Annotated in this window: 28 protein-coding genes; 20 read left to right on the forward strand and 8 right to left on the reverse strand. The window is 46.5% G+C overall.

Going from position 1 to position 24,819, the window contains the following annotated elements:
- Nucleotides 1–82: 82 nt before the first annotated feature.
- From ACUUHJ_RS02900 to ACUUHJ_RS02915, 4 genes are all read left to right on the forward strand, one after another.
- Complete coding sequence (locus ACUUHJ_RS02900; protein ID WP_007721136.1) at nucleotides 83–340, forward strand: hypothetical protein; 258 nt, start codon at nucleotides 83–85, stop codon at nucleotides 338–340.
- A 41-nt stretch (nucleotides 341–381) separates the two neighbouring features.
- Nucleotides 382–858 (forward strand): hypothetical protein, encoded by a 477-nt coding sequence (locus ACUUHJ_RS02905; protein ID WP_289675940.1) that lies wholly within the window; start codon nucleotides 382–384, stop codon nucleotides 856–858.
- A gap of 172 nt (nucleotides 859–1,030) precedes the next feature.
- A complete protein-coding gene (locus ACUUHJ_RS02910; RefSeq protein WP_472298220.1) occupies nucleotides 1,031–2,686 on the forward strand; it encodes an N-acetylmuramoyl-L-alanine amidase in 1,656 nt (551 codons plus the stop codon).
- Nucleotides 2,687–2,700: 14 nt separating this feature from the next.
- Entirely contained in the window at nucleotides 2,701–3,249 is a 549-nt protein-coding gene (locus ACUUHJ_RS02915) for a GerMN domain-containing protein (protein WP_289675943.1), read from the forward strand.
- 70 nt (nucleotides 3,250–3,319) lie between these two features.
- Here ACUUHJ_RS02915 and ACUUHJ_RS02920 read toward each other — a convergent pair whose 3' ends face one another.
- From ACUUHJ_RS02920 to ACUUHJ_RS02935, 4 genes are all read right to left on the reverse strand, one after another.
- The gene (locus tag ACUUHJ_RS02920; RefSeq protein ID WP_289678118.1) at nucleotides 3,320–4,240 is read right to left on the reverse strand and encodes an IS3 family transposase; all 921 of its coding nucleotides are present in this window, start codon (nucleotides 4,238–4,240) and stop codon (nucleotides 3,320–3,322) included.
- A complete protein-coding gene (locus tag ACUUHJ_RS02925; RefSeq protein ID WP_289673542.1) occupies nucleotides 4,198–4,875 on the reverse strand; it encodes a helix-turn-helix domain-containing protein in 678 nt (225 codons plus the stop codon). Before ACUUHJ_RS02925 ends, ACUUHJ_RS02920 begins: the two co-directional genes overlap by 43 nt.
- Nucleotides 4,876–4,993: 118 nt before the next feature.
- On the reverse strand, nucleotides 4,994–6,358 hold the full coding sequence (locus tag ACUUHJ_RS02930; RefSeq protein WP_472298067.1) for an IS1182 family transposase: 1,365 nt from the start codon (nucleotides 6,356–6,358) through the stop codon (nucleotides 4,994–4,996).
- A gap of 1,219 nt (nucleotides 6,359–7,577) precedes the next feature.
- Nucleotides 7,578–7,781 carry a DUF378 domain-containing protein gene (locus tag ACUUHJ_RS02935; RefSeq protein WP_048036205.1) on the reverse strand — a complete coding sequence of 68 codons (204 nt, stop codon included), beginning with the start codon at nucleotides 7,779–7,781 and terminating at the stop codon, nucleotides 7,578–7,580.
- 184 nt (nucleotides 7,782–7,965) lie between these two features.
- On the opposite strand from ACUUHJ_RS02935, the gene ACUUHJ_RS02940 reads away from it, so the two are divergent.
- From ACUUHJ_RS02940 to pstB (ACUUHJ_RS02955), 4 genes are all read left to right on the forward strand, one after another.
- Nucleotides 7,966–8,907: a phosphate ABC transporter substrate-binding protein gene (locus ACUUHJ_RS02940; protein WP_289675945.1), complete on the forward strand. Its 942-nt coding sequence runs from the start codon at nucleotides 7,966–7,968 to the stop codon at nucleotides 8,905–8,907.
- Nucleotides 8,908–8,996: 89 nt separating this feature from the next.
- Nucleotides 8,997–9,944, forward strand: a complete 948-nt coding sequence (gene pstC / locus ACUUHJ_RS02945; RefSeq protein WP_289675947.1) for a phosphate ABC transporter permease subunit PstC — start codon at nucleotides 8,997–8,999, stop codon at nucleotides 9,942–9,944.
- Nucleotides 9,945–10,835, forward strand: a complete 891-nt coding sequence (gene pstA, locus ACUUHJ_RS02950; protein ID WP_012684223.1) for a phosphate ABC transporter permease PstA — start codon at nucleotides 9,945–9,947, stop codon at nucleotides 10,833–10,835.
- A 19-nt stretch (nucleotides 10,836–10,854) separates the two neighbouring features.
- Complete coding sequence (gene pstB, locus ACUUHJ_RS02955; RefSeq protein WP_016740801.1) at nucleotides 10,855–11,628, forward strand: phosphate ABC transporter ATP-binding protein PstB; 774 nt, start codon at nucleotides 10,855–10,857, stop codon at nucleotides 11,626–11,628.
- 65 nt (nucleotides 11,629–11,693) lie between these two features.
- On the opposite strand, the gene ACUUHJ_RS02960 is transcribed toward pstB (ACUUHJ_RS02955), so the two are convergent.
- Both ACUUHJ_RS02960 and ACUUHJ_RS02965 read right to left on the reverse strand, forming a co-directional pair.
- Nucleotides 11,694–12,077, reverse strand: coding sequence for a hypothetical protein (locus ACUUHJ_RS02960; protein ID WP_472298221.1), 384 nt, complete (start codon nucleotides 12,075–12,077; stop codon nucleotides 11,694–11,696).
- Between the two features lie 60 nt (nucleotides 12,078–12,137).
- Nucleotides 12,138–14,183, reverse strand: coding sequence for a methyl-accepting chemotaxis protein (locus ACUUHJ_RS02965; protein WP_289675951.1), 2,046 nt, complete (start codon nucleotides 14,181–14,183; stop codon nucleotides 12,138–12,140).
- A gap of 230 nt (nucleotides 14,184–14,413) precedes the next feature.
- On the opposite strand from ACUUHJ_RS02965, the gene pstB (ACUUHJ_RS02970) reads away from it, so the two are divergent.
- Nucleotides 14,414–15,166, forward strand: coding sequence for a phosphate ABC transporter ATP-binding protein PstB (pstB, locus tag ACUUHJ_RS02970; RefSeq protein ID WP_012684227.1), 753 nt, complete (start codon nucleotides 14,414–14,416; stop codon nucleotides 15,164–15,166).
- Nucleotides 15,167–15,231: 65 nt separating this feature from the next.
- Here pstB (ACUUHJ_RS02970) and ACUUHJ_RS02975 read toward each other — a convergent pair whose 3' ends face one another.
- Nucleotides 15,232–15,570: a winged helix-turn-helix transcriptional regulator gene (locus ACUUHJ_RS02975; protein WP_007721121.1), complete on the reverse strand. Its 339-nt coding sequence runs from the start codon at nucleotides 15,568–15,570 to the stop codon at nucleotides 15,232–15,234.
- Nucleotides 15,571–15,741: 171 nt separating this feature from the next.
- Between ACUUHJ_RS02975 and ACUUHJ_RS02980 the strand changes: the two genes are divergently transcribed.
- From ACUUHJ_RS02980 to ACUUHJ_RS03015, 8 genes are all read left to right on the forward strand, one after another.
- Nucleotides 15,742–16,365, forward strand: a complete 624-nt coding sequence (locus tag ACUUHJ_RS02980) for an ester cyclase (protein WP_472298222.1) — start codon at nucleotides 15,742–15,744, stop codon at nucleotides 16,363–16,365.
- Nucleotides 16,366–16,393: 28 nt separating this feature from the next.
- On the forward strand, nucleotides 16,394–16,945 hold the full coding sequence (locus tag ACUUHJ_RS02985; RefSeq protein ID WP_289675955.1) for an NAD(P)H-dependent oxidoreductase: 552 nt from the start codon (nucleotides 16,394–16,396) through the stop codon (nucleotides 16,943–16,945).
- Nucleotides 16,946–16,979: 34 nt separating this feature from the next.
- On the forward strand, nucleotides 16,980–17,693 hold the full coding sequence (locus ACUUHJ_RS02990; RefSeq protein ID WP_289675957.1) for an SDR family oxidoreductase: 714 nt from the start codon (nucleotides 16,980–16,982) through the stop codon (nucleotides 17,691–17,693).
- A gap of 106 nt (nucleotides 17,694–17,799) precedes the next feature.
- Complete coding sequence (locus tag ACUUHJ_RS02995; protein ID WP_289675959.1) at nucleotides 17,800–19,092, forward strand: arsenic transporter; 1,293 nt, start codon at nucleotides 17,800–17,802, stop codon at nucleotides 19,090–19,092.
- A gap of 132 nt (nucleotides 19,093–19,224) precedes the next feature.
- Nucleotides 19,225–19,614 carry a hypothetical protein gene (locus ACUUHJ_RS03000; protein WP_007721110.1) on the forward strand — a complete coding sequence of 130 codons (390 nt, stop codon included), beginning with the start codon at nucleotides 19,225–19,227 and terminating at the stop codon, nucleotides 19,612–19,614.
- A 27-nt stretch (nucleotides 19,615–19,641) separates the two neighbouring features.
- The gene (locus ACUUHJ_RS03005; protein ID WP_472298223.1) at nucleotides 19,642–20,244 is read left to right on the forward strand and encodes a gluconate 2-dehydrogenase subunit 3 family protein; all 603 of its coding nucleotides are present in this window, start codon (nucleotides 19,642–19,644) and stop codon (nucleotides 20,242–20,244) included.
- Nucleotides 20,231–21,850: a GMC family oxidoreductase gene (locus ACUUHJ_RS03010; protein WP_472298224.1), complete on the forward strand. Its 1,620-nt coding sequence runs from the start codon at nucleotides 20,231–20,233 to the stop codon at nucleotides 21,848–21,850. The genes ACUUHJ_RS03005 and ACUUHJ_RS03010 overlap by 14 nt, the downstream gene beginning before the upstream one ends.
- A 96-nt stretch (nucleotides 21,851–21,946) precedes the next feature.
- Nucleotides 21,947–22,282 carry an ArsR/SmtB family transcription factor gene (locus ACUUHJ_RS03015; protein ID WP_012684235.1) on the forward strand — a complete coding sequence of 112 codons (336 nt, stop codon included), beginning with the start codon at nucleotides 21,947–21,949 and terminating at the stop codon, nucleotides 22,280–22,282.
- A gap of 21 nt (nucleotides 22,283–22,303) precedes the next feature.
- Here ACUUHJ_RS03015 and ACUUHJ_RS03020 read toward each other — a convergent pair whose 3' ends face one another.
- The gene (locus tag ACUUHJ_RS03020; protein WP_012684236.1) at nucleotides 22,304–22,555 is read right to left on the reverse strand and encodes a glutaredoxin family protein; all 252 of its coding nucleotides are present in this window, start codon (nucleotides 22,553–22,555) and stop codon (nucleotides 22,304–22,306) included.
- 170 nt (nucleotides 22,556–22,725) lie between these two features.
- Here ACUUHJ_RS03020 and ACUUHJ_RS03025 point away from each other — a divergent pair, with 170 nt between their 5' ends.
- From ACUUHJ_RS03025 to ACUUHJ_RS03035, 3 genes are all read left to right on the forward strand, one after another.
- Complete coding sequence (locus ACUUHJ_RS03025; protein ID WP_289675962.1) at nucleotides 22,726–22,974, forward strand: gamma-type small acid-soluble spore protein; 249 nt, start codon at nucleotides 22,726–22,728, stop codon at nucleotides 22,972–22,974.
- 154 nt (nucleotides 22,975–23,128) lie between these two features.
- Nucleotides 23,129–23,515: a holo-ACP synthase gene (gene acpS, locus ACUUHJ_RS03030; protein WP_472298225.1), complete on the forward strand. Its 387-nt coding sequence runs from the start codon at nucleotides 23,129–23,131 to the stop codon at nucleotides 23,513–23,515.
- 265 nt (nucleotides 23,516–23,780) lie between these two features.
- Complete coding sequence (locus ACUUHJ_RS03035) at nucleotides 23,781–24,818, forward strand: DUF4367 domain-containing protein (RefSeq protein WP_472298226.1); 1,038 nt, start codon at nucleotides 23,781–23,783, stop codon at nucleotides 24,816–24,818.
- Nucleotide 24,819 lies beyond the last annotated feature (1 nt).

Here is a 24,819-nt window from a genome sequence, read left to right on the forward strand (position 1 = left end):
GTCTCATGGACAAATGACCAATCCATTACGTCCTTGGCTACATAGAGTAAAAAGGAACTAACTGCAATTAGGGGGGATACTGATGGATATTGGTTCTTTGCTCAACATTGTGAAATCCATTCCTAAGGAAAAGCTGAGGACAGATGCGGGAATCAAGGAAGTCATTCGTGAAATGGCCAGAAAGTCAGGGAAAAAATTGACCGAGCAAGAGGTTAACAGTTATGCTGCGCAGTTTCGTCAGATGCAGAAAACAGAAAACGTCGGAAGCTTGTTGAATAAGCTTTCGAAAAAAGGTGTCACTGCAAAGGATTTGGAAAATATAAAAAAACGTTTTAGATAAGGGGGGAGAGTGAGGAGGGAGGTGGGATTATCGTTGAGAAAATGAAAGCGAAAAAGAAGCAGGCTGTCCCCAGGAACCCTTTGCTAGAATCGATCAACAAACTTGCGGATGCGCAGCATGCAAACAATGCCCAAATGATGAAAGAAATGAGTCAGGTGCGACAGGAGCTACAGGATATGAAAAATACACTGGGGCGCCTCAAACAGGCACCTCCAAAAGCTACAGGAGAACGGCGAAGTCTGCTGTTTGGAGGAAGACGGAATACCGCCCAAGTGGAAGCTGTACCCCCACCACAAAAGCCTGCCATTTCTATCGAAGATTTACTGCCGCTTTTACCGCATCTAGGCGACGCTATTCCCCAATTGAAAAACCCCAAGGTAGCCGACTCCATTAAGGTATTGTCGAATCCAGCTGTGATATCGCTGATCCAGCAATTTCTTGCTAACGGGGGCTTGAACATGATAAAAAAACCGGTGCAACAAGTAAGTAGGCAAGAGAGAAGGGGATTTTTTCGGTAACAAATGCTCAGTTACAAAGACTGTCTCGCGGGGCTTGCGGAGGCGGTCTTTTCATTTTGGTACCAAAAGACTATAAACTTTACAGATCATCTAGCGTCTAATAGAATGGTGAACGTTGCACATTGGCTGACGCCACATAACGAAGAATACAGACATCACGGAGGAGGTCAGGATGAAGAGACGATTTTACCCTCTGCTTTTTGCATTGCTGGTCCTGTTGCTAATCCCCGGTTGGGCGGTTGCAGCAAGCAGTGCCTCAGAGGAAGCTGTCAATCTCGTGATTGGTGGACAAGCAGTAAATGCTGAAGTGCCGCCAGTCATCAAGAATGGGCGCACGTTGGTACCAGTTCGTGTCATCGCTGAAGGGCTAGGTGCAAATGTGGATTGGAATGAGGCTACTCGAACAGCTGTCATTACCAAAGGCACACAGCAACTCTCCCTTACACTTGACTCCCGTACAGCAGTGTTGAACGGCAAACAAGTGAAACTTGATACGCCGCCTGTTATTTCACAAAAGCGTATGCTGCTGCCACTGCGTTTTGTCGGGGAGTCACTTGGTGTTACAGTTGGGTGGGACAACAGCACACGTACTGTCATTGCGAACGAAACACCGCAGGTCAAGCTGAATGGCACGGTACCAACCCAGCCAATCAAGCTGTATCAAGTGGAAGACACGATGTACGCGTCCGCACAGGCCGTAGCTGAGCAAGTGGGACAAAAAGGCTTTACGTGGAAAAGACCTGAGCGCGGGATGACGATTGATGATCAGTTGGTCCTCCCATTACGTCAATTGGAGGACGAGCTTGGAGGGTCATTTACGTGGGACAAGAAGAATAATCAGGTTGAGATCGATCGCCTCAATATTTTGAAAGGTGTATCTGAGAACGGCGACCGTGTTCGTATTGAAACGACCATACCTGTCATTCCTCAGTCCTTTGTGATGACAGGACCACACCGGATCGTCTTGGATCTCCCACAAACCGCATTAGATGATGATTTAATCGATGATCTGAAGCGTCAAGACGAGAAAAATGATAGCGTAGGCGAATCCGAGGAAACGGCCTCCGCTGCTGATGAAGACCAAGGCACAGATTCAGATTCTGACGGACTGAATCAGGCAGAACAAGCAAAAGAAGAACCTCTCATCACTAACCTGCGTTACAGCCAATACAGTGCGTCTCCTGACACAGTTCGCGTCGTTATTGAGCTGAACCAAAAGAGCACGTATGAGCTGGCTTACACGAAGGATGGTATCGAAGTAAAATTGACGCCAAAACCGAAGAAAACAGGCTACCTGATCGTCGTTGATGCCGGTCATGGGGGGAAAGACCCTGGTACGAAGGGCTCCGCTGGCAACAATGAAAAAGATTACAACTTGGCTGTCTCCAATAAGATTGTGGCTTTGCTGAAGCAATACCCAGAGTTTCAAGTCGTTCCTGTCCGCACAACAGATGTGTTTTATGAACTGTCAGAGCGTGTCGCTGTTGCCAATGAGTTAGATGCCGACTTGTTCTTGTCTATTCACGCCAACGCATTCGAGAAACCGGCGGCTGCAGGAACAGAAACTTTCTATTATAATGAAAACAGTAAAGACTTTGCCCAATTGGTACATAAATATTTACGTGGGGCAACGCAGTTCCCGGATCGAGGCTTCAAGAAGAGCGGCTTTTATGTGATCAAAAACGCGAAAATGCCTGCTGTATTGACCGAAACTGGCTTCCTCTCCAATCCACAGGAGAACGCGCAGCTAACGAATCCGGCATTCCAAGATAAAATCGCGAAAGCCATTGTTGCGGCTATTCGTGAATACTACGAGTCTTATCAGTAAGGGGGCTTTTCACGATGAAAAAAAGTCGAGTGATCTGGATGGCAGCGTTAGTGATGCTGCTTTTGGCCGGATGTGGGCAAAACGCGACAGAAACACCACAACCAACCACACCAGTAGAACAGCCATCTGGTTCAAACACTGATCCATCGACAACAGAGCCGACTCTAAAAAAGCAAATGGTCACCGTTTACTATTCGGATAATAATGTGATGGAGCTGCAAAAAGAAGAGCAAGAGATCACGTTTGCAGAAGATATCGAGAAGTACAAAAAGACACTTGCCCTGTTGGAGAAGCCTGTAAAGCAAGACGTGCACGTTCCACTGTGGAGAGACTTTAAGTACCATTCCATTACAATCGATAAAGGAACCTTGACGATTGATGCAGATAGCAAAAATAAGTTCAACATGGGTTCAAGCGGCGAGACAATGGCTTTGGATGCGTTGAAGAATACCTTCTTTCAATTCTCGGAAGTAAAGGAGATTGTCTTCTTGGAGGATGGCAAGAAAGTAGAAACGCTGATGGGGCACGTAGATCTCTCCGAGCCACTGAAACGAGACAATTAATTATCACCATAAAGGCGGCACACCCTGTTTGAACTGCACCCCGTCAAGTAGACAGTACAAATAATAAAATTTAGGCGGCCTTGGTCCTGAACTCCATCGGACTGAGGCCGTTTAGTTTTGCTTGTAATCGTTCGTTATTGTAAAAGTGGATATAGGCCTCAATATCTCTCTCAAGTTCCTCAAAAGTATGGTACGTGTGCAAATAGTACTTCTCACATTTGAGGGTCCCCCAAAAAGATTCCATTGGGCCGTTATCGATACATCGTCCCACACGGGACATGCTCTGGATTATGTTGTTGTCATCCAAAAGTTTCTTAAAGCCCAAGGAGGTGTATTGGTAGCCTCGGTCGCTATGAAGCATGGGGCTGCTTCCTGGTGCTGCCTGCAAGGCACGTTTCAACGTCTGGAATACAAGTGGATTGTTATTGGAACGCCCTAATACATAGGCGACGATGGATTTATCATGAAGGTCGAGAATAGCGCTTAAATACGCTTTCTGGCCGTTACCGTACTTGAATTCCGTTACATCGGTGAGCCACTTTTCATTCGGTGCATCAGCATGGAATTTACGGTTTAGTAGGTTTTCCGCCACCTGTTGCGGCGTGGCGTTTGTGTACTTCTTTTTCTTTCTCCGGATAACAGACTGGATTCCCATTACCTTCATTAACCGTTCTACGCGCTTATGGTTAATGGTTTTTCTGGTTTGTTTTCGCATATGCAAGGTTAATTGACGGTATCCAAAGGTGTGCTCCACTTTCTCATAGATGGTCATCATCACCTGGGTAAACTTCTCATTCTCCATCTCTCGAGCACTGGGTTTGCGATTTAGCCACTTGTAATAGCTTGAGCGTGCAATTCCTGCAATTTTACATAGGAGTTGAACGCTAATTGATGCATCCTTTTGAAGCGCTTGGATGGCAAGGTAAATTGTTTCCTGCCGTGTCTGATTTAGCGTCGCCTTCTTTCTAGCTCCTCTAACTTTTTTAAGAATGCATTTTCCGCCCGAAGTCGCTCAATTTCGTACTCCATCTTCTTCATCTTGAGTTTCTGTTGATCGGCCTCTGTTAACTCCTCCGGAGTTTTCTTTCTCCCTCGGCCATCCTTTAACGTATCCTGACCGCCATCTTCGAATTTCTTCACCCATTGGTATACTTGCTGATAGGAGACCTGAAAATGTTCAGATGTCTTTTGGTAATTATGTTCATGTGCCAGACAATACTGCACAATCTCAATCCGTTCTTGCCAAGTCGTAGAGCGACCCTTTGTCATAGCTTTTGCTTCCCCTTTATAGGCTTTTAAGCTGCTATGACCATTATACTTGTTGATCCAATTAAAAAGCTGTCTCGTGCTAGCAATCTTGTATTTATCGATGATTTGGTACTGAGACAATCCCCCCTCAAGGTAATCCATTACCGCTCGGAGCTTAAGATCAGCACTATAGCGTTGAAGATGCGTACGACGCTCTAACCCTTCATATCCATACATCTTGTACCGACGTTGCCATTTCATTAAAGTTGTCTTGTTAATCTCATATTTCTTCGCAGCTGCCAGGAAACCAATTTCCCCATTTGATACTTCTTCGAGAATGGCTAGTTTCTCGAAAGCATTATATTTACCTCTAGACATGAAAAAGCTCCCCTAACAATGGGGCTGTTGACAAAAAGGGTTAGGGACCCAATGCCCTAACCCTTTTGCCGTTTTTTCACTTATACGTCGTCGGATTGTTTTGTTTCGTAACCTGTGATTAGTTTGCTTTTATCATTCGTTTAATGTTAATTGCCATTGCAGAAAAGAGGCAGTGTTCGGATACATTTCGAATGCCTCTTTTGTATGTTTCTTTTAAGTTATGCTGCCTTTTCATTGTACCGAAGGTACCCTCGCACCATATTCTTCTTTGCCTTTGGATAACACTGTACTCTTGGCTTTGCTTCCTTGCTTGGTTGCGTTCTTTAGCCTCTTGGAATAATGGTCTTTCTATTGTTTTGCGAGATGCGGTTTGTCCAAAACATTGTTGGCGTAACTCACAGGACTTACAGTCCTTTGTTTGGGCAGCATAAATTTTGCTATAACTTTGTTTCCAACTGTGCCACTTAACATGAGTAAATTGAAGTGCCTTGCCATTCGAGCAATAATAGGCATCGTTCATTTCATCAAATGTAAATTGTACTGACCTTTCGGTCTGATCAATAACACCTTTTATCGGAGAGATATAACCGGTTATCTTTAAATTTTCTAATTCATGGTGTACTCCAGAGCGATCATACCCTTTATCTGCGCCTACTTTGCCAATATGTAAACCAAATTTCTCTTTTTGTATCTGTAATCGCTTTATAAATGGTTCGTGGTCATTCACATTAGCAGCCGTAACGTGTATATCAGTTATGATTCCATGCTTAACGTCCACACTGGTATGCGCTAAATAGTGAAATCCCTTGGGTTTATTAGGACGGTTCAATAAACCTGACTCCGGGTCTGTTGTGCTCTGTTTTACTTCCTTCTCAGGAGGAGAGGTTTTAGGTTTTCTTCCTCGTTTTTTCCTAGTGGGATCGTTATCTCTGTCTTTTTTAATTCTCCGTGCTTCCTTTTCTAGCTCTTCAAGGTACTCAGTAGGCTTTTTCTCCACTAAAACTTTTTCTGACCTATTAATCGATGCATTCGCTTTGATGTGAGTAGAATCAACAACAATTATTTCCCCAGTAACTAAACCAGTTCGAATACATTCCGAGACGATGTGATCGAAGATCTCCTGAAAAATATGACTTTCTTTAAATCTACGACGGCGGTTCTGGCTCAGTGTGGAATGATCGGGAACAGTGTCAGTTAAGTCCAATCCTAAAAACCATCGATAGGCCAAATTCACTTGGATTTCTTGTTCCAACTTCCTTTCGGAAGGGATGCCATAAAGATACCCGATAAGGATCATTTTCATTAACAAAACTGGATCAACTGAGCGACGACCTACAGGCGAGTATAAGTGTTGCACTTTCTCATAGATAAAAGAAAAATCAATCTTATTACGAACAACACGTAAAAAATGATTCTCGGGTACAAGATCATCCAAATTTAAGAACATAAACTGGTGCTGTTTGTCTCCATCGATTCCCATCATGAGATAGCCCTCCAAAATAAAAAGAACCGTATAGAAATGATTTCTACACGATTCCCAGAAACTCCTATCTCTACGGCAATTTGTCAACAGCCCCTAACAATAGCAAGCTTTTTATTATTTCGCCTGTCTACTGTATGGGGAGCATATCAGTTTATCAGGATGTGCCGCTTTTTTTTGTGGTTAAGATTACAGAGGCTGTTGTGAAGAGAAGAATATTTCCAGTCTAGGCTCCAGGCTCCGTCCTGCTGGGGGTTAAGCCTGTCCGCTCCGAAGCGATTAGCGGGGAAACGCAAAAGTGGTAGCCGCTTCGTCGCATGGGCATGTTGCGTTTCTTTTGCCCGCTAATCGCTTCTCCGCTCGGTAGGACTCCACAAGTCGCTACGTCTGGAAATATTCTTCTCTGTCGTGACTGTATACGTTCTTCAATTTTTTAAGGATTTTAAACCTCGAATAGGATGAAAAGCTCGTAGAGGAAACAGGAGAAATAAGCGAAGATCTTTGGTACACCGACCGAGGCGGAATGAAAAAAGCGAAACACGTTCTTAAGCGTCCACCTCTGAAAAACATCCTGAAAGAACTACTTTGGACGCGGTTTCGCTTTTTGCATGGAGACGGGCAGTGAATCCCTCAGCGGGTGGGACAAGAAGCTGAGCGTTTTCTCCTGTTTCCTCCCCAGCACTACAGCAACAACCTAAGGTCTCTAATTATGTAGCTACGGTGGAGAGAAGACCATTTCCAGTCTAGGCTCCAGGCTCCGTCCTGCTGAGGGTTGAGGCTGTCCGCTCCGAAGCGATTAGCGGGGAAACGCAAAAGTGGTAGCCGCTACGTCGCTTGGGCACGTTGCGTTTCTTTTGCCCGCTAATCGCTTCTCCGCTCGGTAGGACTCCACAAGTCGCTACGTCTGGCAATATTCTTCTCTGTCGTGACTGATTACATTCTTCCATCTGTTAAGGATTTTAAAACCTCGAATAGCACGGAAAGCTCGTAGAGGAAACAGGAGAAATAAGCGAAGATCTTTGGTACACCGACCGAGGCGGAATGAAAAAAAGAGAAACAAGCTTTTAGCGTCCACCTCTGAGACACCTCTTGAATGGACCACTTTGGACGCGGGTTTCGCTTTTTTTCATGGAGACGGGCAGTGAATCCCTCAGCGGGTGGGACAAGAAGCTAAGCATTTTCTCCTGTTTCCTCCTCTCCGCAACAGCCGAACATAGTTTTCTTATGTTGTCGGTGTTTCTTCCCGATCCGTAAATAGAAACTTGATGGCATATACCCCAAACAAGCCTACCAACGTATACACGATTCGACTTACGATAGACTCCGCTCCACCAAACAAGCTTGCGACTAAATCGAATTGAAATAACCCGATTAACCCCCAGTTCAGGGCTCCGATGATCACAAAAAGCAAGGCCAGACGTTCCACATGAACACCCCCACCAAAAGAATAGGGACATTATTCCCATGTTTGCGCCGTTTTACAACAGGAATCCGGGATCTTTAAGAAAGCTTTACATTCACAACATAATACGACAACATTCCCGCTGTATAGTTTGTACTTGTAAGAGAGAAAAAAACAAACCGAACCTTTTAAGGAGGATTTTCATCCAATGAAAAAACTCAGCAAAATGTTTTTTGCGCTGACATGTGTAGGGGCATTACTCGCGGGGTGCGGAAGTGGCAACACTGCGCAGACACAAACGCAAACACCAGCACCAGCGCAACAACCAGCCCAGGAGCAAAGCAACTCTGGTTCGACAACAAAAACTTCCGGTGAACCTGTCACAGCAGTAGGTTCTACCGCTTTACAACCTCTGGTCGAGCAAGCGGCCAAAGACTTTATGGCAAAAAATGCAGGCGCACAAATCCAAGTACAAGGCGGAGGAAGCGGCACAGGCTTGAGCCAAGTAGCAAGTGGTGCAGCAACGATTGGTAACTCCGATATTTTTGCAGAAGAGAAAAAAGGCATTCCAGCAAACGAACTGGTAGACCACAAAGTATCGGTTGTCGGAATGGCAGCAGCGGTAAGCCCAAAAGTAAAAGTGGACAACTTGACCAAGCAACAATTGATCGACATCTTCACTGGAAAAATCACGAACTGGAAAGAAGTTGGCGGCGATGATATGAAGATCACGCTGGTTAACCGTCCCAAATCTTCCGGAACTCGCGCGACATTCAGCAAATTCGCTTTGGATGGCAAAGAAGAAGCAGAAGGTATCACAGAGGATTCCTCCGGTACTGTTCGCAAAATCATTGCAGAAACACCAGGTGCAATTGGTTACTTGGCACTGTCCTACTTCAATGACACTGTAAAAGCTCTGAAATTGGATGGCGTGGAAGCAAACGCAGAAAACATTACAACGAACAAATATCCAGTATGGGCGTACGAGCATATGTACACCAAAGGTGAAGCAACTGGCGATGCAAAAGCATTCCTCGACTTCATCCTGACTGACGAAGTACAAAAGAAAACTGTTACAGAATTGGGCTTCTTGCCAATCACAGACATGAAAGTGGAACGTGATGCAGAAGGCAAAGTAACTCAAAAATAAGCGTTATCGTCAACAGCAAAATAGAGGGGTAGGGGGGCCTTCCCCTCATTTTGCTTGCGTACAGTCGTTTTCTTTCCAGGAGGGAGAACATGAGCCATCGTACTGAAGGGATAAATACAGAGCGTCAATCGATGATTGCGCAAAAAATGCTGACAACGAACAAGCGTCAAAAAACAGAGAATATTACCGGCAGAACCATCGCGATGATTTGTGCGGGTTTGCTCGTTATTGTAGTTTTATCGATCACCTATTTTATTGCTTCAAAGGGGCTGTCGACGTTCTTTGTCGATGGAGTAAGCTTCAAAGAATTTTTAACCCATGTTAAATGGGACCCAGAAGGCGAGCCATCCTCGTATGGTGTGTTGCCCTTTATCCTCGGTTCGTTTTTCGTAACGGCACTGGCTGCTTTGATTGCCGCGCCACTCGGAATCGGCGCCGCTATTTTTATGACAGAGATCTTTCCTGGCTTCGGAAAAAAAGTATTGAAGCCGGTTATCGAGCTGTTGGTTGGTATTCCATCGGTCGTTTACGGTTATGTTGGACTAACTTTACTTGTTCCCTTTATTCGCGAACAATTTGATGTTCTTGGCTTCAGCTTATTGGCAGGTGGACTTGTTCTTGCCCTGATGATTTTGCCAACCATTACGAGTGTGGCAGCAGATGCAATTGAGGCAGTTCCGCAAGATTTGCGCAATGCTTCGCTCGCACTGGGTGCTACTCGTTGGCAAACGATTTGGAATGTCGTGTTGCATTCCGCACTTCCTGGCTGTTTGACGGCCATTGTTTTGGGTATGTCTCGCGCCTTTGGAGAAGCTTTGGCTGTGCAGATGGTTATTGGTAACACAACGAAGCTGCCAAGCGGTTTGCTCGAACCAATCAGTACGCTCACTAGCGGTATTACATTGAACATGGGGAACACGATTCAAGGAACTCCGTATAACAATGCTCTCTGGTCAATGGCTTTGCTGCTCTTGGCGATGTCTTTCATCTTTATCGTGATTTTGCGCCTGTTGGGCAGAAAGAGGTTGGCAAAATAGATGAAAGCGAGACTGATGGACCGCGCTGCTACTGTTGTTTTGACACTGATTGCCGTACTGATTATCGGTACCTTGGTGGGATTATTGGGCTTCATTCTCTCACAAGGCTGGCATAAGCTGAATCTCGACTTTTTGACCTCTCCGCCGGATATTGTCAATGCGGGTGGCGGGATTGGACCACAGCTTTTCAACTCGTTGTACTTGCTGGTCCTGACGATGCTGATCGCGTTGCCACTCGGGATCGGAGCAGGCATTTATATGGCTGAATATGCGCCGGATAACAAGATTACACAGTTTATCCGCATGAGTATAGAAGTTTTGTCTTCCCTTCCGTCTATCGTAGTTGGTTTGTTTGGATTGCTCGTGTTCGTAAATATGACAGGCTGGGGCTATACCCTGTTTGGTGGGGCACTTGCACTGACGGTATTTAACCTGCCACTCTTGGTTCGTGTAACAGAGGATGCACTGCGCAACGTACCACGCAGTCAAAAGGAAGCGAGTCTCGCGCTTGGTATTACCAAATGGCGTACCATCGTGTCTGTCATCCTTCCAGCAGCACTCCCAGGTATCCTTACGGGGGCCATTCTGGCTTCTGGCCGTGTATTTGGGGAAGCGGCTGCCTTGCTGTTTACAGCAGGGATGTCTTCACCGAATCTGGATTTCACCGACTTCTCGATGAACAGTACAACATCACCTCTGAATCCGTTCCGTCCTGCCGAGACCCTGGCCGTTCATATTTGGAAGGTAAACAGCGAGGGGCTGACACCGGATGCACGTGATGTCGCAGATGGCGCGGCTGCTGTTCTGATTATTGCCGTCTTGCTCTTTAACCTTTCCGCTCGTTGGTTCGGGAATTGGGTTTACAAAAAGATGACGTCAGGATCAAACTAAGAAGAGGTAGGTGGCAGCCATGTCCGTACTGACCATGCAAGAAACGATCATTCATACGAATAACGTGAATGTATACTACGGAGAGAAGCACGCCGTAAAAAATATATCCATGGATATTGAAAAAAACTCCGTGACGGCCTTTATCGGCCCATCCGGATGCGGCAAATCGACGCTTCTGCGGAGCTTGAACCGGATGAATGATCTGGTTCCTTCTTGTCGGGTAGAGGGTTCCATTATTGTTGATGGTATCGACATTAACAGCTCGCAAGTAAACATCGAGAGCCTGCGCCAAGTGGTAGGAATGGTGTTCCAACGAGCGAATCCATTTTTTAAATCGATCTATGAAAACATCGCATTTGCACCGCGTTTCCACGGGATGACCAATAAACGTGATTTGGACGAATTGGTTGAGTCGAGCCTGCAAAAAGCAGCGCTTTGGGATGAGGTAAAGGATCGCCTTCGCGACTCAGCGCTCTCCCTTTCTGGTGGACAGCAGCAAAGGCTTTGTATCGCGCGTGCAATTGCGATGCAGCCAACTATTTTGCTGTTGGACGAACCGGCTTCCGCTCTCGATCCGATCTCTACCATGAAAATCGAAGAGCTGGTCATGCAGCTAAAAGATGAATATACGATCGTGATCGTTACCCATAACCTCCATCAGGCAGCGCGAATTTCTGAGAAAACCGCCTTCTTCCTGATGGGTGAGCTGATCGAGATGGATGAGACAGGAAAAATCTTTACATCACCTGAAAGCGAAAAAACCGAAGATTATATTAGCGGACGTTTTGGCTAAGAGTGAATAGACAAGAACACGAAGCCCTCCCAAGCAAATCAGCTTGCAGGAGGGCTTCGTGTTCTTCAGGCTTTCCGTAGATATCGTGAATAAAAACCATAATAGGTAATAAACAGACCCAAGAAGAAGAACGCGATGACAGTGCCGTAGTCTTCGCTGGAAGCTTCATAGCCTACAACAGCTTTTACACCATATTTGATAGCCATATAGATAAGGGCAAAAGCAAGTAAAAATCCATACCTGTACCATTTGCTTTGATGCTTCATGTTCTCGCTTTTGACCTTCATCAAATATCGAACATAACCGACGATCAAGCCAACAAAAAATATCGCCACAAACAAGTAACGCAGATAGTGGCTATGAACAAAGACCTTGATAAAGGTTACGAGGGACATTGCTAGCAGTACAAATAGGGCAATGACATAAAAGTGAATGGAACGCTTATCCAAGGCCCAGACATCCCCTTTCGTAGGATAGGTTTGTGAAAAGTTCCCATTCACTTTATGATATCATGAATTTTTCAAAGAAGGGGTTGTTTCTCCCGCTCGGAAAAATTTGATGGTTTGCTCCAGATCCTCCACGATTTCTGTCAGGCGCAGGGAGTCATCGAGAAATTGTTCCGATAAAGATAGGCTTTCTTGATTGGCGGCTACAGCTTGCTGTGTGCCTGATACTACTTGCTGTGCAGAGGCAGACAGATTGTCTACCCGCTGTGAAATGGCTAGGCTCTGTGTCGAGATTGTTCCTGTGAGCATTCTGATCGATTCAAATTGGGCAGTCAACGCTTCGCTGAGCTGAATTGTATTGTGGAAGATAGAAGCGGCCTGGTGCAAGGTTTGAATGCCATTTACAGTAGCATGATCGGTCGTCTGCAAGCAGGCGGCTACATGCTCCATTCGTTCTTCCCCTGATTCAATTACCTTTTGAATACGGGAGGATGCCTCTTCTGTCTGGTCGGACAGCAAGCGAATTTCGTCTGCTACGACGCTGAAGCCGACTCCGGCTTGTCCAGCCCTGGAAGCTTCGATTCGAGCATTGAAGGACAAAAGCTTGGTTCGCTTGGAGATAGCGGAAATCAGACCGAGCATTTCGTTAATGTCGCCCATGCTTTCTCTCATGGAAGACATGGCATGCATAGATGCCTTCATATCTTCTGAGATGCTGTACATATTTTCTTTTAGTAAATCGATGGAGGTTGCTGCTTTTGCATTTTGCTGACGTGATTCCTGGCTTTGTACAATTGCTTTTTCCATGGAGTCTGTGATCCGAGACATTTCTTGTGTAATGCCGGCCATCGTGGCGTGGATATCATCGATCTGCTCCTGCTGGTTGTCCATTTCTTGGGCAAGCCGCTCTGTTACGGATACGACTTCTGACTGCATGGCGTGAGAATGGCGGGAGCCTTTTCCTACATGATCGGCTACTTGTTTGACGTCTGAGATGACGTACTGGATTTTACCGATGATCGTCCGGATTTGTTCACTCATTCGATTGAAGCTGTCAGCTAGCTGGCGAATTTCGTCATTACTTTGAACGTGCATGGTTTGCAGCAGATCACCCTCGCTAAAGGCGGACATTTTTTGTTGTGCTTCCTTAATCGGCTTGATGATTCGGCGAACATACACATACAACATGAGTGCGAGTGCAGCAAGTCCGACGAGTGAGACGGCCAAAATAGTTAACTGAAGGCGGCGAACCTCTTGCTTTACCTCGGATACCGACTGTGCCACGATCACTCCCCATTTTAGAGAAGGGGCAAATTGATAGGCGGCAAAAGAATCCACACCATTGATCCTGCTCGGCTCGTACCCAGATTGACCAGCGATGACGTTTTGCACGATAGCAAGCTCCGAGAGAAGAGGGCGCTGCAACGCGTAGGATTGATCGGGATGAGCGACCAGCTTGCCTTGTTGATCAACGATCATGGCATACCCGGTTTCGCCCAGTTTAATCTGCCCGATTGATTCGCTCAGCTTCGGAACAGAGACGAATGCCACGACGACGCCTACTGGCTCCTCATCTTCATTGCGCAAAGGGAGTGAGACGGCAATTTTGGGAAACTCCGTCTTGGAAAACTGGAAGACATCTGAGACAAAAACCCCCTGCTGCGGTTGATTCAATGCTCCCTCATACCAGTCCATTTTTCGCGGATCGTAGGAACTGTCGAGGGGTGATCCCGGAAAGGTCAAATACTTTCCGTCTGTGGTGACGATCTGTAATTCGGAAATCGTAGGATTGCTTGTGGACAAATCAGTAAAAATGCCAAAGATCTGACTGTTCGTGATCTTGCTGTTTTTATAAGTGGAGGCAAATGATTGCAAGGCTGTTACGATGTCATAGACCCTGCTATGTACTTTCTGTAGAGCTGCACCTGATGCTTCGTGTAATTGCTGCTTTGTTTTTTCATTGAGTGTGGCTTCGGATTGATAGCTGATGAAGAAAGCGGCAATTGCCATCATGCAGATAACCATTCCCATGATTCCTGCGAACAGCCTGGTGAAAATTGAACGATAATGAAACGACGAGCGACCCCACGGTTTTCTTATGTCTGGCATTAATTGTTCTCCCCTTAACAAAACGTTCAGCTTTATTGTAGGGGGTACCTAGAGGAGCGTATATGCTTTATCGACAAGATTTACCATAAATTAATGTAAGATGACCTATGTAAAAAGTCCTAAGTCGAAATCTTTATCGAAACTTAATAAACACCACACGGAAACCTAACATTGGTGCGCTATAGTGGGGAAGTAAAAGGACGTAACAACCACGAAGGAGCGAAGACCGTATGAGTGTTATTTCGGTGAGAGAGTTGAATCTCTTCTACGGTAATAAGCAAGCCCTCTATCATATAAATCTGGATGTAGAGTCTGATTCCATTACAGCCTTAATTGGTCCGTCTGGCTGTGGTAAATCTACATTTTTACGGACGTTGAACCGAATGAACGACTCTGTACCGAACACCAAAATTACGGGAACGGTAAAAGTGTTCGACGAGGATATTTATAGCTCTCGTGTAGAAGTTGAGCGACTTCGCAAAAATATCGGCATGGTGTTTCAGCATCCGAATCCATTTCCGAAGAGCATTTATGATAACATCACGTACGGGCCGAGGCTCCACGGCATGAATGATCGTAACAAGCTGGACGAGCTGGTAGAGACAAGCCTCAAGGCAGCAGCCCTTTGGGATGAAGTGAAGGATGTACTGAAAAAGCCAGCAACAGGGCTTTCCGGTGGACAGCAGCAACGCCTCTGTATCGCACGGGCACTCGCTGTTCAGCCACAGATCATTTTGATGGATGAGCCAACCTCTGCATTAGACCCGATTTCGACAGCCAAAATCGAAGAGCTGTTGGAAGAGCTGAAGAACCGTTATACGATTGTAATCGTGACGCACAACATGCAGCAGGCGGCACGTATTTCCGATAAGACTGCGTTTTTCTTGAATGGAGAGCTAGTCGAGTTTGACAGCACCCCGACGATCTTCCAAAATCCTCGTGACAAAAGAACAGAGGATTACATTACCGGACGTTTCGGATAATTCAATAAGCATGATGGTAAAAGAGCGGACTTTTCGAGGTCCGCTCTTTTTGATTTGAAAAACGTTTATAAATGCAAGCCAAACCTCTTTAACTCAATGAAAATACCTTCCAATCGTTTCCCCTTCTCCGTTAACGTATATTCCACGCGCGGAGGTACTTCCGGAAACACCTTTCTCTCCAATATACCGTGCTCCTCCAATTCCTTCAGTCTGAGCGACAGTGTTTTTGGACTAATCCCATCCATGGATTTCAGCAGGTCGCTGAAACGCAGCGTTCCTTCTATAAGCAGGTCCCGAATGATTAAAAAGGTCCATTTGGTCCCGATTACGTCAAGCGTCTTGGCAATGGGGCAAGGTTGCCCTGGGGTTCCTTTGTTCAGTTCGATTGGCTCAAGAACGTTCATCGGAATATCCTCCAAAAAAATTATTAGGGTTTTTGGCTATTATAGCGCAATAGTATCTTTTGGGAAACTATATGAAATAAATATCACTACTTCCATAAATGAAGTTAGTGTCATTACAATAGCAATATCAACCGATACTTCCCCTCTAAATAAGGAGCTGATTAGAACGACATGATTCCACTTACCAAAAAAATGAGTTCGATAGCTGGTATTGCTGTCATCTTTGGGACGATGCTGCTCACGACAGCATGCGCTACTGATTCGAAAACGTCTGCTTATGATAAACAAACGGCTGTGTTGTCCGCCAAGACAGACGTACAACTATTGAAGGATCTTCCTCAACCCGTTTCGATGACGATTGATTCCTCTTTGGGTTCAACGAAAGCTACCGAGATGGTACAGGCTGCACAACGTTTCTACGGATTCTGGAACACGGGGAATGAGGATCTCATTGCACAAACCGTTTCCCCAAGTTTCATAGATAACACGTTGCCGAAAGGAAGACCTCAAGGCCCCGATGGCTTGTTATTTGCTTCTCGCAACTTCCGTAAAGCAGTTCCCGACTTGCAATGCAAGATTGAGGATTTACTGGTAGTGGGGGACAAGGTGACAGCTCGTCTTTCCTTTACGGGTTCGAGCAAAGGCGAGTTTATGGGAAAACCTCTGGCCGGGAAGCCCATTCAATTTATGGCAATTGATGTTTTGCGCATCAAGGATGGGAAACTCGTTGAAGACTGGCACTTGGAAGACAATTTAACTTTTATGCAACAAATTGGTGTTTTAGCGGAAAATTGAACGTCCTAACATAAAGGAGATGGAAAAAATGAAAAAAATCCTAATTATCAATGGCCACCAAAAATATGGCTCATCAGAGGGAAAACTAAACCAAACGTTGACGGATCATATGGTGAGTCTGCTCGAAAAAGAGAACCATGTACGAACTACCATTATTCAAAACGGATACCAAATCGAAGAAGAGCACGAGAAATTTCTCTGGGCAGATATGGTCATTTATCAAACCCCTATCTACTGGTTCAGTGTCCCTGGGTTAATGAAAAGCTATATGGATGAAGTATATGCATACGGTTTGTTTTTCAAGGGGGCTAATCAGTACGGTAGAGGCGGTTTATTAACCGACAAAAAATATATGTTCTCGACGACTTGGAATGCCCCAGAAAAAGCATTTAACGATCCGACCCAATTTTTTAAAGGGGAAAGCCTGGAGGATACAATCAGCCATTTGCACCGCGTACACGAATTTTTAGGCATGCAACCTGTAAAGAGCTTTGCTTGCTATGATGTCATAAAAAATCCGCAGATCGACCGATTTGTATCCGAACTCGAGGCGCATCTCAAACAGGTATTGAGCTTCTAATGAAAATCTCACAGTAAAGGGGAAAGATCCTATCATGTTGCACAATCAAAAGATAGTCATCATCGGCGGAAGCTCCGGAATTGGTTTGGAGACAGCCAAACAGGCAGTAGCGCTAGGAGCAGAAGTGATCATTGCCAGCCGCTCCGAAGATAAATTGCAGAAGGCAAAAGAGAGTCTTGGCTCCAAAGCCTCGGCGTATACGCTAGATACCACCGATGAGGAGCAGGTTCAGGCCTTTTTTGAAAAAGTAGGCACGTTTGATCATCTGGTCGTCAGCGCAGCGGAAACATCGGGTGGTTCATTCCTTCAAACGGATACAGCCCAAGCGCGGAAGCTGTTCGACAACAAATTTTGGGGTCAATACTACGCGGCGAAGTACGGAGCGCCGAAGATTTCCACAAACGGTTCCATCACCTTATTCTCCGGGGTTGTCGCCTACAAAGCGATGATTGGTTCGTCTGCCCTAGGTGCAGTCAATGCGGCGGTTTCGAATCTGGGGCAAACCCTCGCCTTGGAACTGGCACCAATCCGAGTGAATATCGTTTCACCTGGCATTATTGATACGCCATCACGGAGTAAAATGCCTGAAGATGTGCGCGAAAATTTCTATGCAACATTGGCAGACAAACTCCCTGTGAAGAGAGTTGGACAAGCGAAAGACGTCGCACAAAGCGTACTATACCTGCTCCAAAATAGTTTTGTTACCGGAACTGTACTTCATGTAGAAGGTGGCCACATTTTACTTTAAAGGATTCCATTTCTTGACGTTTCAGATCATTTCAATTTGTAGTATGGTAGGAGAGCGGACTTTTTGAGGCCCGCTCTTTTTGGTTTTTGGAAAGGAGGTACTTGCAGTGGTTTGGATTTCATTTTTCCTTTTTCTGATCACGTTGACATTGGTTATCTGGCAACCGCGGGGGCTGTCAATTGGTTATCCGGCTGTCGGTGGTGCACTGTTGGCCTTGGCGATTGGGGTAGTCACGATTGGTGATGTTGCAGAGGTAACCTCCATTGTTTGGAATGCGACGCTCGCGTTAATTGGGATTATCATCATCTCGCTCGTATTGGACGAAGTCGGTTTCTTTGAATGGGCTGCGCTCCATATGGCCCGTTTTGCCAAAGGGAATGGGCGGTTGATGTTCGTTTATGTGATCCTGCTTGGTTCACTCGTATCCGCTTTGTTTACGAATGATGGGGCAGCCCTAATCTTGACGCCGATTGTGTTGGCACAGGTGAGGGCACTAAAGCTGGATGGGAAAACAGTTTTGGCATTTGTCATGGCGAGCGGGTTCATTGCAGATACGAGTTCATTGCCCTTTGTGATTAGCAATCTGGTGAATATTGTTTCTGCTGACTATTTTGATATTGGCTTTGCTGCGTATGCGGCCAAAATGATCATTCCGACTTTGTTTTCGATTGGTGGAAGCCTGCTGGTTTTGTACCTATATTTTCGCAAAAGCATCCCGGCGCAGATCGACCTTTCCCATCTGAAAAATCCGGAGGAAGCGATTCGCGACCACAGAATGTTTCGCCTGGCGTGGCCGATTCTTGCGGTCCTGTTGATTGGTTTTTTTATTAGCGAGTCCATCCATACGCCCGTTTCTATCATCATTGCGGGGGCAGCCATCATTTTATGCTTGGCTGCAAGAAAAAGTGAAGCGATCGCCATGCGGCGGATTATGAAAGAAGCACCGTGGGTAGTCGTTGTTTTTTCAATTGGCATGTATGTGGTGGTGTGGGGGCTGCACAACGCGAAATTGACTGACTTGGTCAAGGACGCCTTGGATTGGTTCATGGGGCATGGTTTATTGGCAACGACCTTGGGAACAGGCTTTCTGGCTGCTGCTATTTCCTCTGTCATGAACAACCTACCGACAGTCATCTTCAACGCGTTGGCAATTGCAGGGACACAAGCAGATGGAGTGTTGCGGGAAGCAATGATCTACGCGAATGTGATCGGAAGCGATTTGGGGCCGAAAATGACGCCGATCGGATCGCTTGCGACCTTGCTCTGGTTGCACGTCTTGAGACGCAAAGACGTGACGATTACGTGGGGGCAGTATTTTCGGACGGGGGTTATTTTGACCGTACCGACATTGATGTTCACTTTGCTCGGTTTGTATTTGACATTGGTTTATTTTTCATAGGGAATGAAAAGCCTGCTGGCTAGTAGCAGGCTTTTTTCTATTCATCATGCTGCTTGTAGTGAAATAGGCAGAATAGGACCTGACAAGGACGGAAAAAATAGGCGCAATGTACGTAAAAAGGAGGATGTTTCCATGTGGCATGGCTGGCCGATCGAACGCGTACTGATACTTTTTGCTGGGTTGGCGTTCGCCCTGATTGCGGTTCAGGTCACACTTTTTCACTCAAGACAAAACTTCCGCCATTGGGCAATGTGGATTCCCGTGCTTGAGCTCCCTGTATTTGCGGTTACTGCTATTGTTTTATCGTTTGTGAATGCGGGGTGGCTGCGTTGGGTGTTTGCCTTGATGATGGTAGTCGGCATGGTTGGTGGTTTGTACGGGGCCTATTTGCATACGGTCGGGGTTGGGCAGCGTGTGGGAGGTTATTCACAAGGTCAAAATTTTCTCGTCGGTCCTCCTGTGATTCTTCCTTTACTGATCACGGCCATGTCTGCATTGGGGCTTCTTGCGCTGTTTTGGTAAAAATCGTTTTCAAAGGGGTGAGAGGACATGGAAAAGCCTAAACGTTACCCATCCTATGATGTTTGGGGCCAGCATACAGAGTGGGATGCTCACACCAGGAAAGTGGTAGGCGCCAGACGAATGCCCGCGATTGCCAATCAATTTTTTACGAAGCCTGAATCCTTGCTTTTGCAGACAGTCGTAGGCGTATTGGTCAATGATCACCGTTTGGAGGTGCTGACCTTTGTTGTGGAGCATCTGGATAATACGACGGCTAGTAATATCGGCGAATCACAGCGAAAGGTCGGAATTCCACCCAAAAAAGAGTTCTATCGCTCGGGCTTGAAAGGGATTGATGCGGAGAGTCATGCCGCTTATGGAACTGATTTTGTTGCGTTGAAGCTAGACCAGCAAGAAGCCGTTCTCCAGCACGTCGCGAATGGAGGCATCCAAAACCAGGAGGCGTGGAAAGACTTTGCTCCCGCAGATTTTTTCAAGCGGTTGCTGCATGACACAGTCAGTGCGTACTATTCACATCCGTTAGTTTGGTCGGATATCGGCTATGGCGGACCAGCATATCCGCGTGGCTATGTACGGGTGGAAAAAGGATTGACGGACCCATGGGAGGCGAAAACAAATGACGAGTCATGACCATCATACGATTACTCATCGCCCCACTCCTGTGGATCAAAGAAAATACGCCAATGACGCAGATGTATGCATCGTAGGTGCTGGAGCGGCAGGTGGCGTGCTGGCTTATGAGCTGGCAAAGGCCGGGTTGCGCGTTGTCGTACTGGAAGCGGGGCCGTTTTGGGACCCGCAGCACGATTTCGCCAGTGATGAGCTGTCGATGCGGAGATTAGCCTGGCAGGAAACGAGGCTGGTAGCAGGCAAAGACCCGCTGCGTTTGGGGCATAACAACTCAGGACGGGGAATTGGGGGAGGCACCGTGCATTTTACGGGGGTGTTTCTGCGTTTCCACGAGAGTGATTTTAAGACGAAGACCGTAGACGGTGTAGGGGAGGACTGGCCGATTACATATCAGGATCTTGCCCCGTACTACGACAAGATCGAACGGGAGATTGCGGTCTCAGGTCCTAATCATTTTCCATGGGGTTCCTTTCAAGGCCCGTATCCGTACCCGGTTCGGGAGCCCATCAGCGCCAATTCTCAACTGTTCCGCGAAGGGTGCGAGAAGCTGGGGATCGAGAGTGTGGTCGCCCCTCTGGCGATTTTATCGGGGCCTTTTGATGGGCGTCCCCCCTGTATCAATCGTGGCTTTTGCAATCAAGGGTGCATGCCGAATGCCAAGTACAGCGGGTTGATTCATCATATCCCCAAAGCGATAGCGGAGGGGGTAGAGGTACTGTCCGACTGCATGGTGACGGAAATTTTGATGGCAGGCGACCGGGTCAGCGGTGTGTTGTTTAACCATAATGGCTTGACGCACAAGCAGATGGCTCGTGTTGTCATTTTGGCCGGGTTTGTGGTGGAGACTCCCCGATTGCTGCTCAGTTCGGCGAATGCTCAGTTTCCGCAAGGGCTGGCGAATTCGAGCGGATGGGTAGGAAAAGCAATTATGCCCCACTCCAGTCATGATGTATACGGACGACTCCCGGAGGAAGTGCGATTGTATAAAGGAACACCTGTCCTTGCCTTGACGCAGCATTTTTATAAGACGGACCGGGAACGAGGATTTGCCCGCGGATATACATTGAGTGCACACGGGTCACGTCCGGTCGGGATGGCTTCTGCCATTGCTGCCGAGAGGGAAGACGGCTCGTATTTATGGGGAAAACAGCTTCGAGAGACCATGCTGGATTACAATATGTATGCGCGAATCACCTTGGTAGGGGAAGTACTGCCTCATCCTGATAACAGAGTGACGCTCTCAGGGGAAAAGGATGAATACGGAATGCCGATCCCTACGGTAACGTTCAGTTATCAGGAGAACGACAAACAGCTTTACAAGCACGCCATTGGGCAAATGAACCGGATTATTGAAGCGATGGGGGGACATCCGGAGCATGTGGTGTCTGATACCGCTCATCTCATGGGGGGATGCCGAATGGGGAATGACAGGGAAACCTCTGTTGTGAATGAATACGGGCAGTCACATGACATACCCAATCTTTTCATAGCAGGTGCTTCTACGTTTGTTACCTCAAGTGGTAGCAATCCCACAAATACAGTCATGGCGCTGGCTGCTCGCACTGCAGACAAGATCATTGAGGCAATGAAAAAGCAAGATGTATAGGCGGGGTTCACATAACTTTTGCGTTCTATCTTCCCCATCATATAAGCCATATAGTATACTGATAAACAGATATGTAAGGCAAAGGTGGGTATCCTTATGGAAATGGATTTGATGCAGGTTCTGTTTTTGTCAGAGACTTATAAGCTACTTGGTGACAAGACGCGCTTGACGATCATGGCTCTCCTGCAAGTACAGTCCTTATGTGTCCGTGATCTCGTGGAAATTTTGCAAACTTCCCAGCCTTCTGTTTCCCAGCACCTGGCTAAGTTAAAAACGCATGGTTTGGTCAAAGAGCGCAGGAAAGGACCATGGGTTTATTACTCCGTTAATACGGAATGCAGTCCTGAAGTGAAGCAAATTTTGTCTAACTTGCCGGACATGTCGCCAGTCGTCAAACAAAAATCAGCTGCAAGTGAACCTTCATTTGGCTGATCAGTCGTAAAAAGCGTTGGATCAATTGAGATCCAACGCTTTTTTTAGTTCTTCCTTGTCAAATCCATGGATAACGATTTGCTCGCCGTTTTCCTTTTCAATGTAGGTTACAGGTGTCATGCTGGCGCCTAACTGAATCGCTTCCTGGAAAAAAGCCTCGTTTTGACGGATGTCTCTGTCTTCGAAAGCAATGTTGTTTGAAGTCAGCCACATTTTTTCTTCCTGACAAGGACCGCAAGTGACTTGGGTATAGATAATAACCTTGTGAGCCATACAGAATTGCTCCTTTCAAAAGCAGAGTAAAAGCCTTGCCTTTCCAATATGAATGATCGGTCGAGACAAAGCAAGTAAACAACAGCATGATTTGGAAAAATGAGGATGGATACGCATGTAGGGGGCTGTACAAATTATATTCAGTGACGTCGAGGAGGTGAATGTTAACGATGCCTAAACAAAACAACCAAGCGGGTATGGGCCAAGCGAACCAAGCTAGCCAAGCAGCTAACACTGCGACTGAATTCGCAAGTGAAACAAACGCAGCAGAGGTTCGTCGTCAGAACCAACAATCCGCACAACGCGCTGCTTCCCAAGGCGCTGCGACTGAGTTCGCAAGTGAGACAAATGTTGCGGAAGTTCGCCGTCAGAACCAACAATCGGCTGCACAACAATCTTCTGGCCAAGTTACTGAATAGGAGCCAGCGGACAAAAGCCCTCGCAATTTGCGGGGGTTTTATTTTTTTATGTAAAGTCTATGCATGCAATGTGGTCTCTATCCTCGCACTTGCAAAAGCGTGGAAGTGGATGATACTGTGATTCGTAAATCAGCCCACTAGGAGGCAAATGCTCATGATCATTGGAACAGGCGTAGACATTGTGGAAATAGAGCGAATCGCTACTTTGATAAAAAGACAAGAGCGTGCAATCAAACACTTTTTGACCACAGATGAACAACAGCTCCTGCATGGAAAATCAGAGACGAGACAGGCGGAAATGGTTGCAGGCAGATTTGCTGCCAAGGAAGCGGGAGCAAAAGCTCTTGGCACAGGCATTGGTGCTATACTCAGCTTTTTGGATATGGAAATCCTCCCGAATCATTTGGGCAAGCCGGTCATGACCATAAATAACGAGGTGTACAGCAAACTTGATCTGGACCCCACTCGGGTTCATATTCATGTGAGCATTTCGCATAGCCAGTCGCATGCGATTGCGCAAGTCATTGTAGAAGAACAATAGATATCTGAAAAAAACAGATAAACTTGTCTGCATATTGGGACGAGGATGGACATACATTTATATCGCGTAGATCAGGAGGGACTACCTGCTCTTACACAGGAAGGCTAAGTCTGTAGCCGATCCAAGCGATATGTCGCCAACTTCGTAACCATTTGCAACTATTGACACGATGTGCGCTGCATGGGCGAGAGACTGACAGATTTCCCAGGAAATAGACAGGGATGCCCTTCTTTGTCGAAAATATTGACAAGGAGGAGTTCATTGAATGAAACGGGTAGCTTTACCACTGGTGTTATTGTTGGTTTTCACCCTGTTCCTCGGCGGTTGTTTTGGTCAGAAAACACCAGAAGATGTGGTGAGCGACCTGAACGGTGCGCTGGGAAAAATGACTGGGTACAAGTCTCAGGCAGTTTTGACCATGCAGACAGGCTCTACCCCCATGGAGTACGATGTTCAGGTCTGGTACGAAAAGCCAACCAACTATCGGGTAGCTCTCACCTCGAAGCAGCGTGGCATTACACAAATCATCTTGCGAAACAATGAAGGAGTCTTTGTACTGACCCCGCATCTGAACAAGAGCTTCCGCTTCCAAAGTGGCTGGCCTGAGAACAACGGACCGTTATATTTATACGAAACGCTGGCCAAGAGCATTATCGATGACACTGAGCGCCAAATGAAGATGGATGAAAAACAGTATGTATTCGAAGTGAAAGCGAACTACAGCGGCAATCGTTCTTTGACCAAACAAAAAATTTGGCTGACAGAAGATTTCAAACCAACGCACGCCGAAATTATGGATGCTAGCATGAATCCGCTCGTACGAATTGATTTCACTGATTTTTCGTTCAACCCTATGTTTGACAAAGACGCCTTTGACAAAGAGCGCAATATGACAACAAGCTCGCTGACAACGATCCCAACAATGGCGCAAACAAATGGACAGGTCGTAAAGCAACCGAACAGCCAATTCGGTGTTATCGTCCCTACGTATATGCCAGAAGGGGTTAAGCAAAAAGATATCGAGCCAGTCACCCGTGATGGAGAGAGAAAGGTTATCTTAACCTACAAAGGGACTTACAACTACAAGGTAATCGAAGGTCGCCCGACAGCAGCATCTGTATCGTATGAGCAAGGTATGCCTGTGAACCTCGGCTTTACGGTTGGTGTGCTTGCGCAGACAGGTGAAAATCAGCGACTTCTGACGTGGGAGCTCGACGGCATCGAATATACAATCGCGGGGGATCTTCCTGAGGAAGAAATGGTGAATGTCGCACAGTCGACATATGGCCTCAGCGCGAAATAAA

This window comes from Brevibacillus schisleri, assembly GCF_055685845.1.

Bases quoted from the DNA above. Each gene is read 5' to 3' on its own strand.
- ACUUHJ_RS02915 (WP_289675943.1), top strand. From the start codon at position 2,701: ATGAAAAAAAGTCGAGTGATCTGGATGGCAGCGTTAGTGATGCTGCTT.
- ACUUHJ_RS02985 (WP_289675955.1), top strand. From the start codon at position 16,394: ATGAAAAAAATCCTAATTATCAATGGCCACCAAAAATATGGCTCATCA.
- ACUUHJ_RS02930 (WP_472298067.1), bottom strand. From the start codon at position 6,358: ATGATGGGAATCGATGGAGACAAACAGCACCAGTTTATGTTCTTAAAT.
- ACUUHJ_RS03015 (WP_012684235.1), top strand. From the start codon at position 21,947: ATGGAAATGGATTTGATGCAGGTTCTGTTTTTGTCAGAGACTTATAAG.
- acpS (WP_472298225.1), top strand. From the start codon at position 23,129: ATGATCATTGGAACAGGCGTAGACATTGTGGAAATAGAGCGAATCGCT.
- ACUUHJ_RS02905 (WP_289675940.1), top strand. From the start codon at position 382: ATGAAAGCGAAAAAGAAGCAGGCTGTCCCCAGGAACCCTTTGCTAGAA.
- ACUUHJ_RS02925 (WP_289673542.1), bottom strand. From the start codon at position 4,875: ATGTCTAGAGGTAAATATAATGCTTTCGAGAAACTAGCCATTCTCGAA.
- pstA (WP_012684223.1), top strand. From the start codon at position 9,945: ATGAAAGCGAGACTGATGGACCGCGCTGCTACTGTTGTTTTGACACTG.
- pstB (WP_012684227.1), top strand. From the start codon at position 14,414: ATGAGTGTTATTTCGGTGAGAGAGTTGAATCTCTTCTACGGTAATAAG.
- pstB (WP_016740801.1), top strand. From the start codon at position 10,855: ATGTCCGTACTGACCATGCAAGAAACGATCATTCATACGAATAACGTG.
- pstC (WP_289675947.1), top strand. From the start codon at position 8,997: ATGAGCCATCGTACTGAAGGGATAAATACAGAGCGTCAATCGATGATT.
- ACUUHJ_RS02965 (WP_289675951.1), bottom strand. From the start codon at position 14,183: ATGCCAGACATAAGAAAACCGTGGGGTCGCTCGTCGTTTCATTATCGT.
- ACUUHJ_RS03035 (WP_472298226.1), top strand. From the start codon at position 23,781: ATGAAACGGGTAGCTTTACCACTGGTGTTATTGTTGGTTTTCACCCTG.
- ACUUHJ_RS03000 (WP_007721110.1), top strand. From the start codon at position 19,225: ATGTGGCATGGCTGGCCGATCGAACGCGTACTGATACTTTTTGCTGGG.
- ACUUHJ_RS02910 (WP_472298220.1), top strand. From the start codon at position 1,031: ATGAAGAGACGATTTTACCCTCTGCTTTTTGCATTGCTGGTCCTGTTG.
- ACUUHJ_RS03005 (WP_472298223.1), top strand. From the start codon at position 19,642: ATGGAAAAGCCTAAACGTTACCCATCCTATGATGTTTGGGGCCAGCAT.
- ACUUHJ_RS03025 (WP_289675962.1), top strand. From the start codon at position 22,726: ATGCCTAAACAAAACAACCAAGCGGGTATGGGCCAAGCGAACCAAGCT.
- ACUUHJ_RS03020 (WP_012684236.1), bottom strand. From the start codon at position 22,555: ATGGCTCACAAGGTTATTATCTATACCCAAGTCACTTGCGGTCCTTGT.
- ACUUHJ_RS02990 (WP_289675957.1), top strand. From the start codon at position 16,980: ATGTTGCACAATCAAAAGATAGTCATCATCGGCGGAAGCTCCGGAATT.
- ACUUHJ_RS02975 (WP_007721121.1), bottom strand. From the start codon at position 15,570: ATGAACGTTCTTGAGCCAATCGAACTGAACAAAGGAACCCCAGGGCAA.
- ACUUHJ_RS02900 (WP_007721136.1), top strand. From the start codon at position 83: ATGGATATTGGTTCTTTGCTCAACATTGTGAAATCCATTCCTAAGGAA.
- ACUUHJ_RS02980 (WP_472298222.1), top strand. From the start codon at position 15,742: ATGATTCCACTTACCAAAAAAATGAGTTCGATAGCTGGTATTGCTGTC.
- ACUUHJ_RS02940 (WP_289675945.1), top strand. From the start codon at position 7,966: ATGAAAAAACTCAGCAAAATGTTTTTTGCGCTGACATGTGTAGGGGCA.
- ACUUHJ_RS03010 (WP_472298224.1), top strand. From the start codon at position 20,231: ATGACGAGTCATGACCATCATACGATTACTCATCGCCCCACTCCTGTG.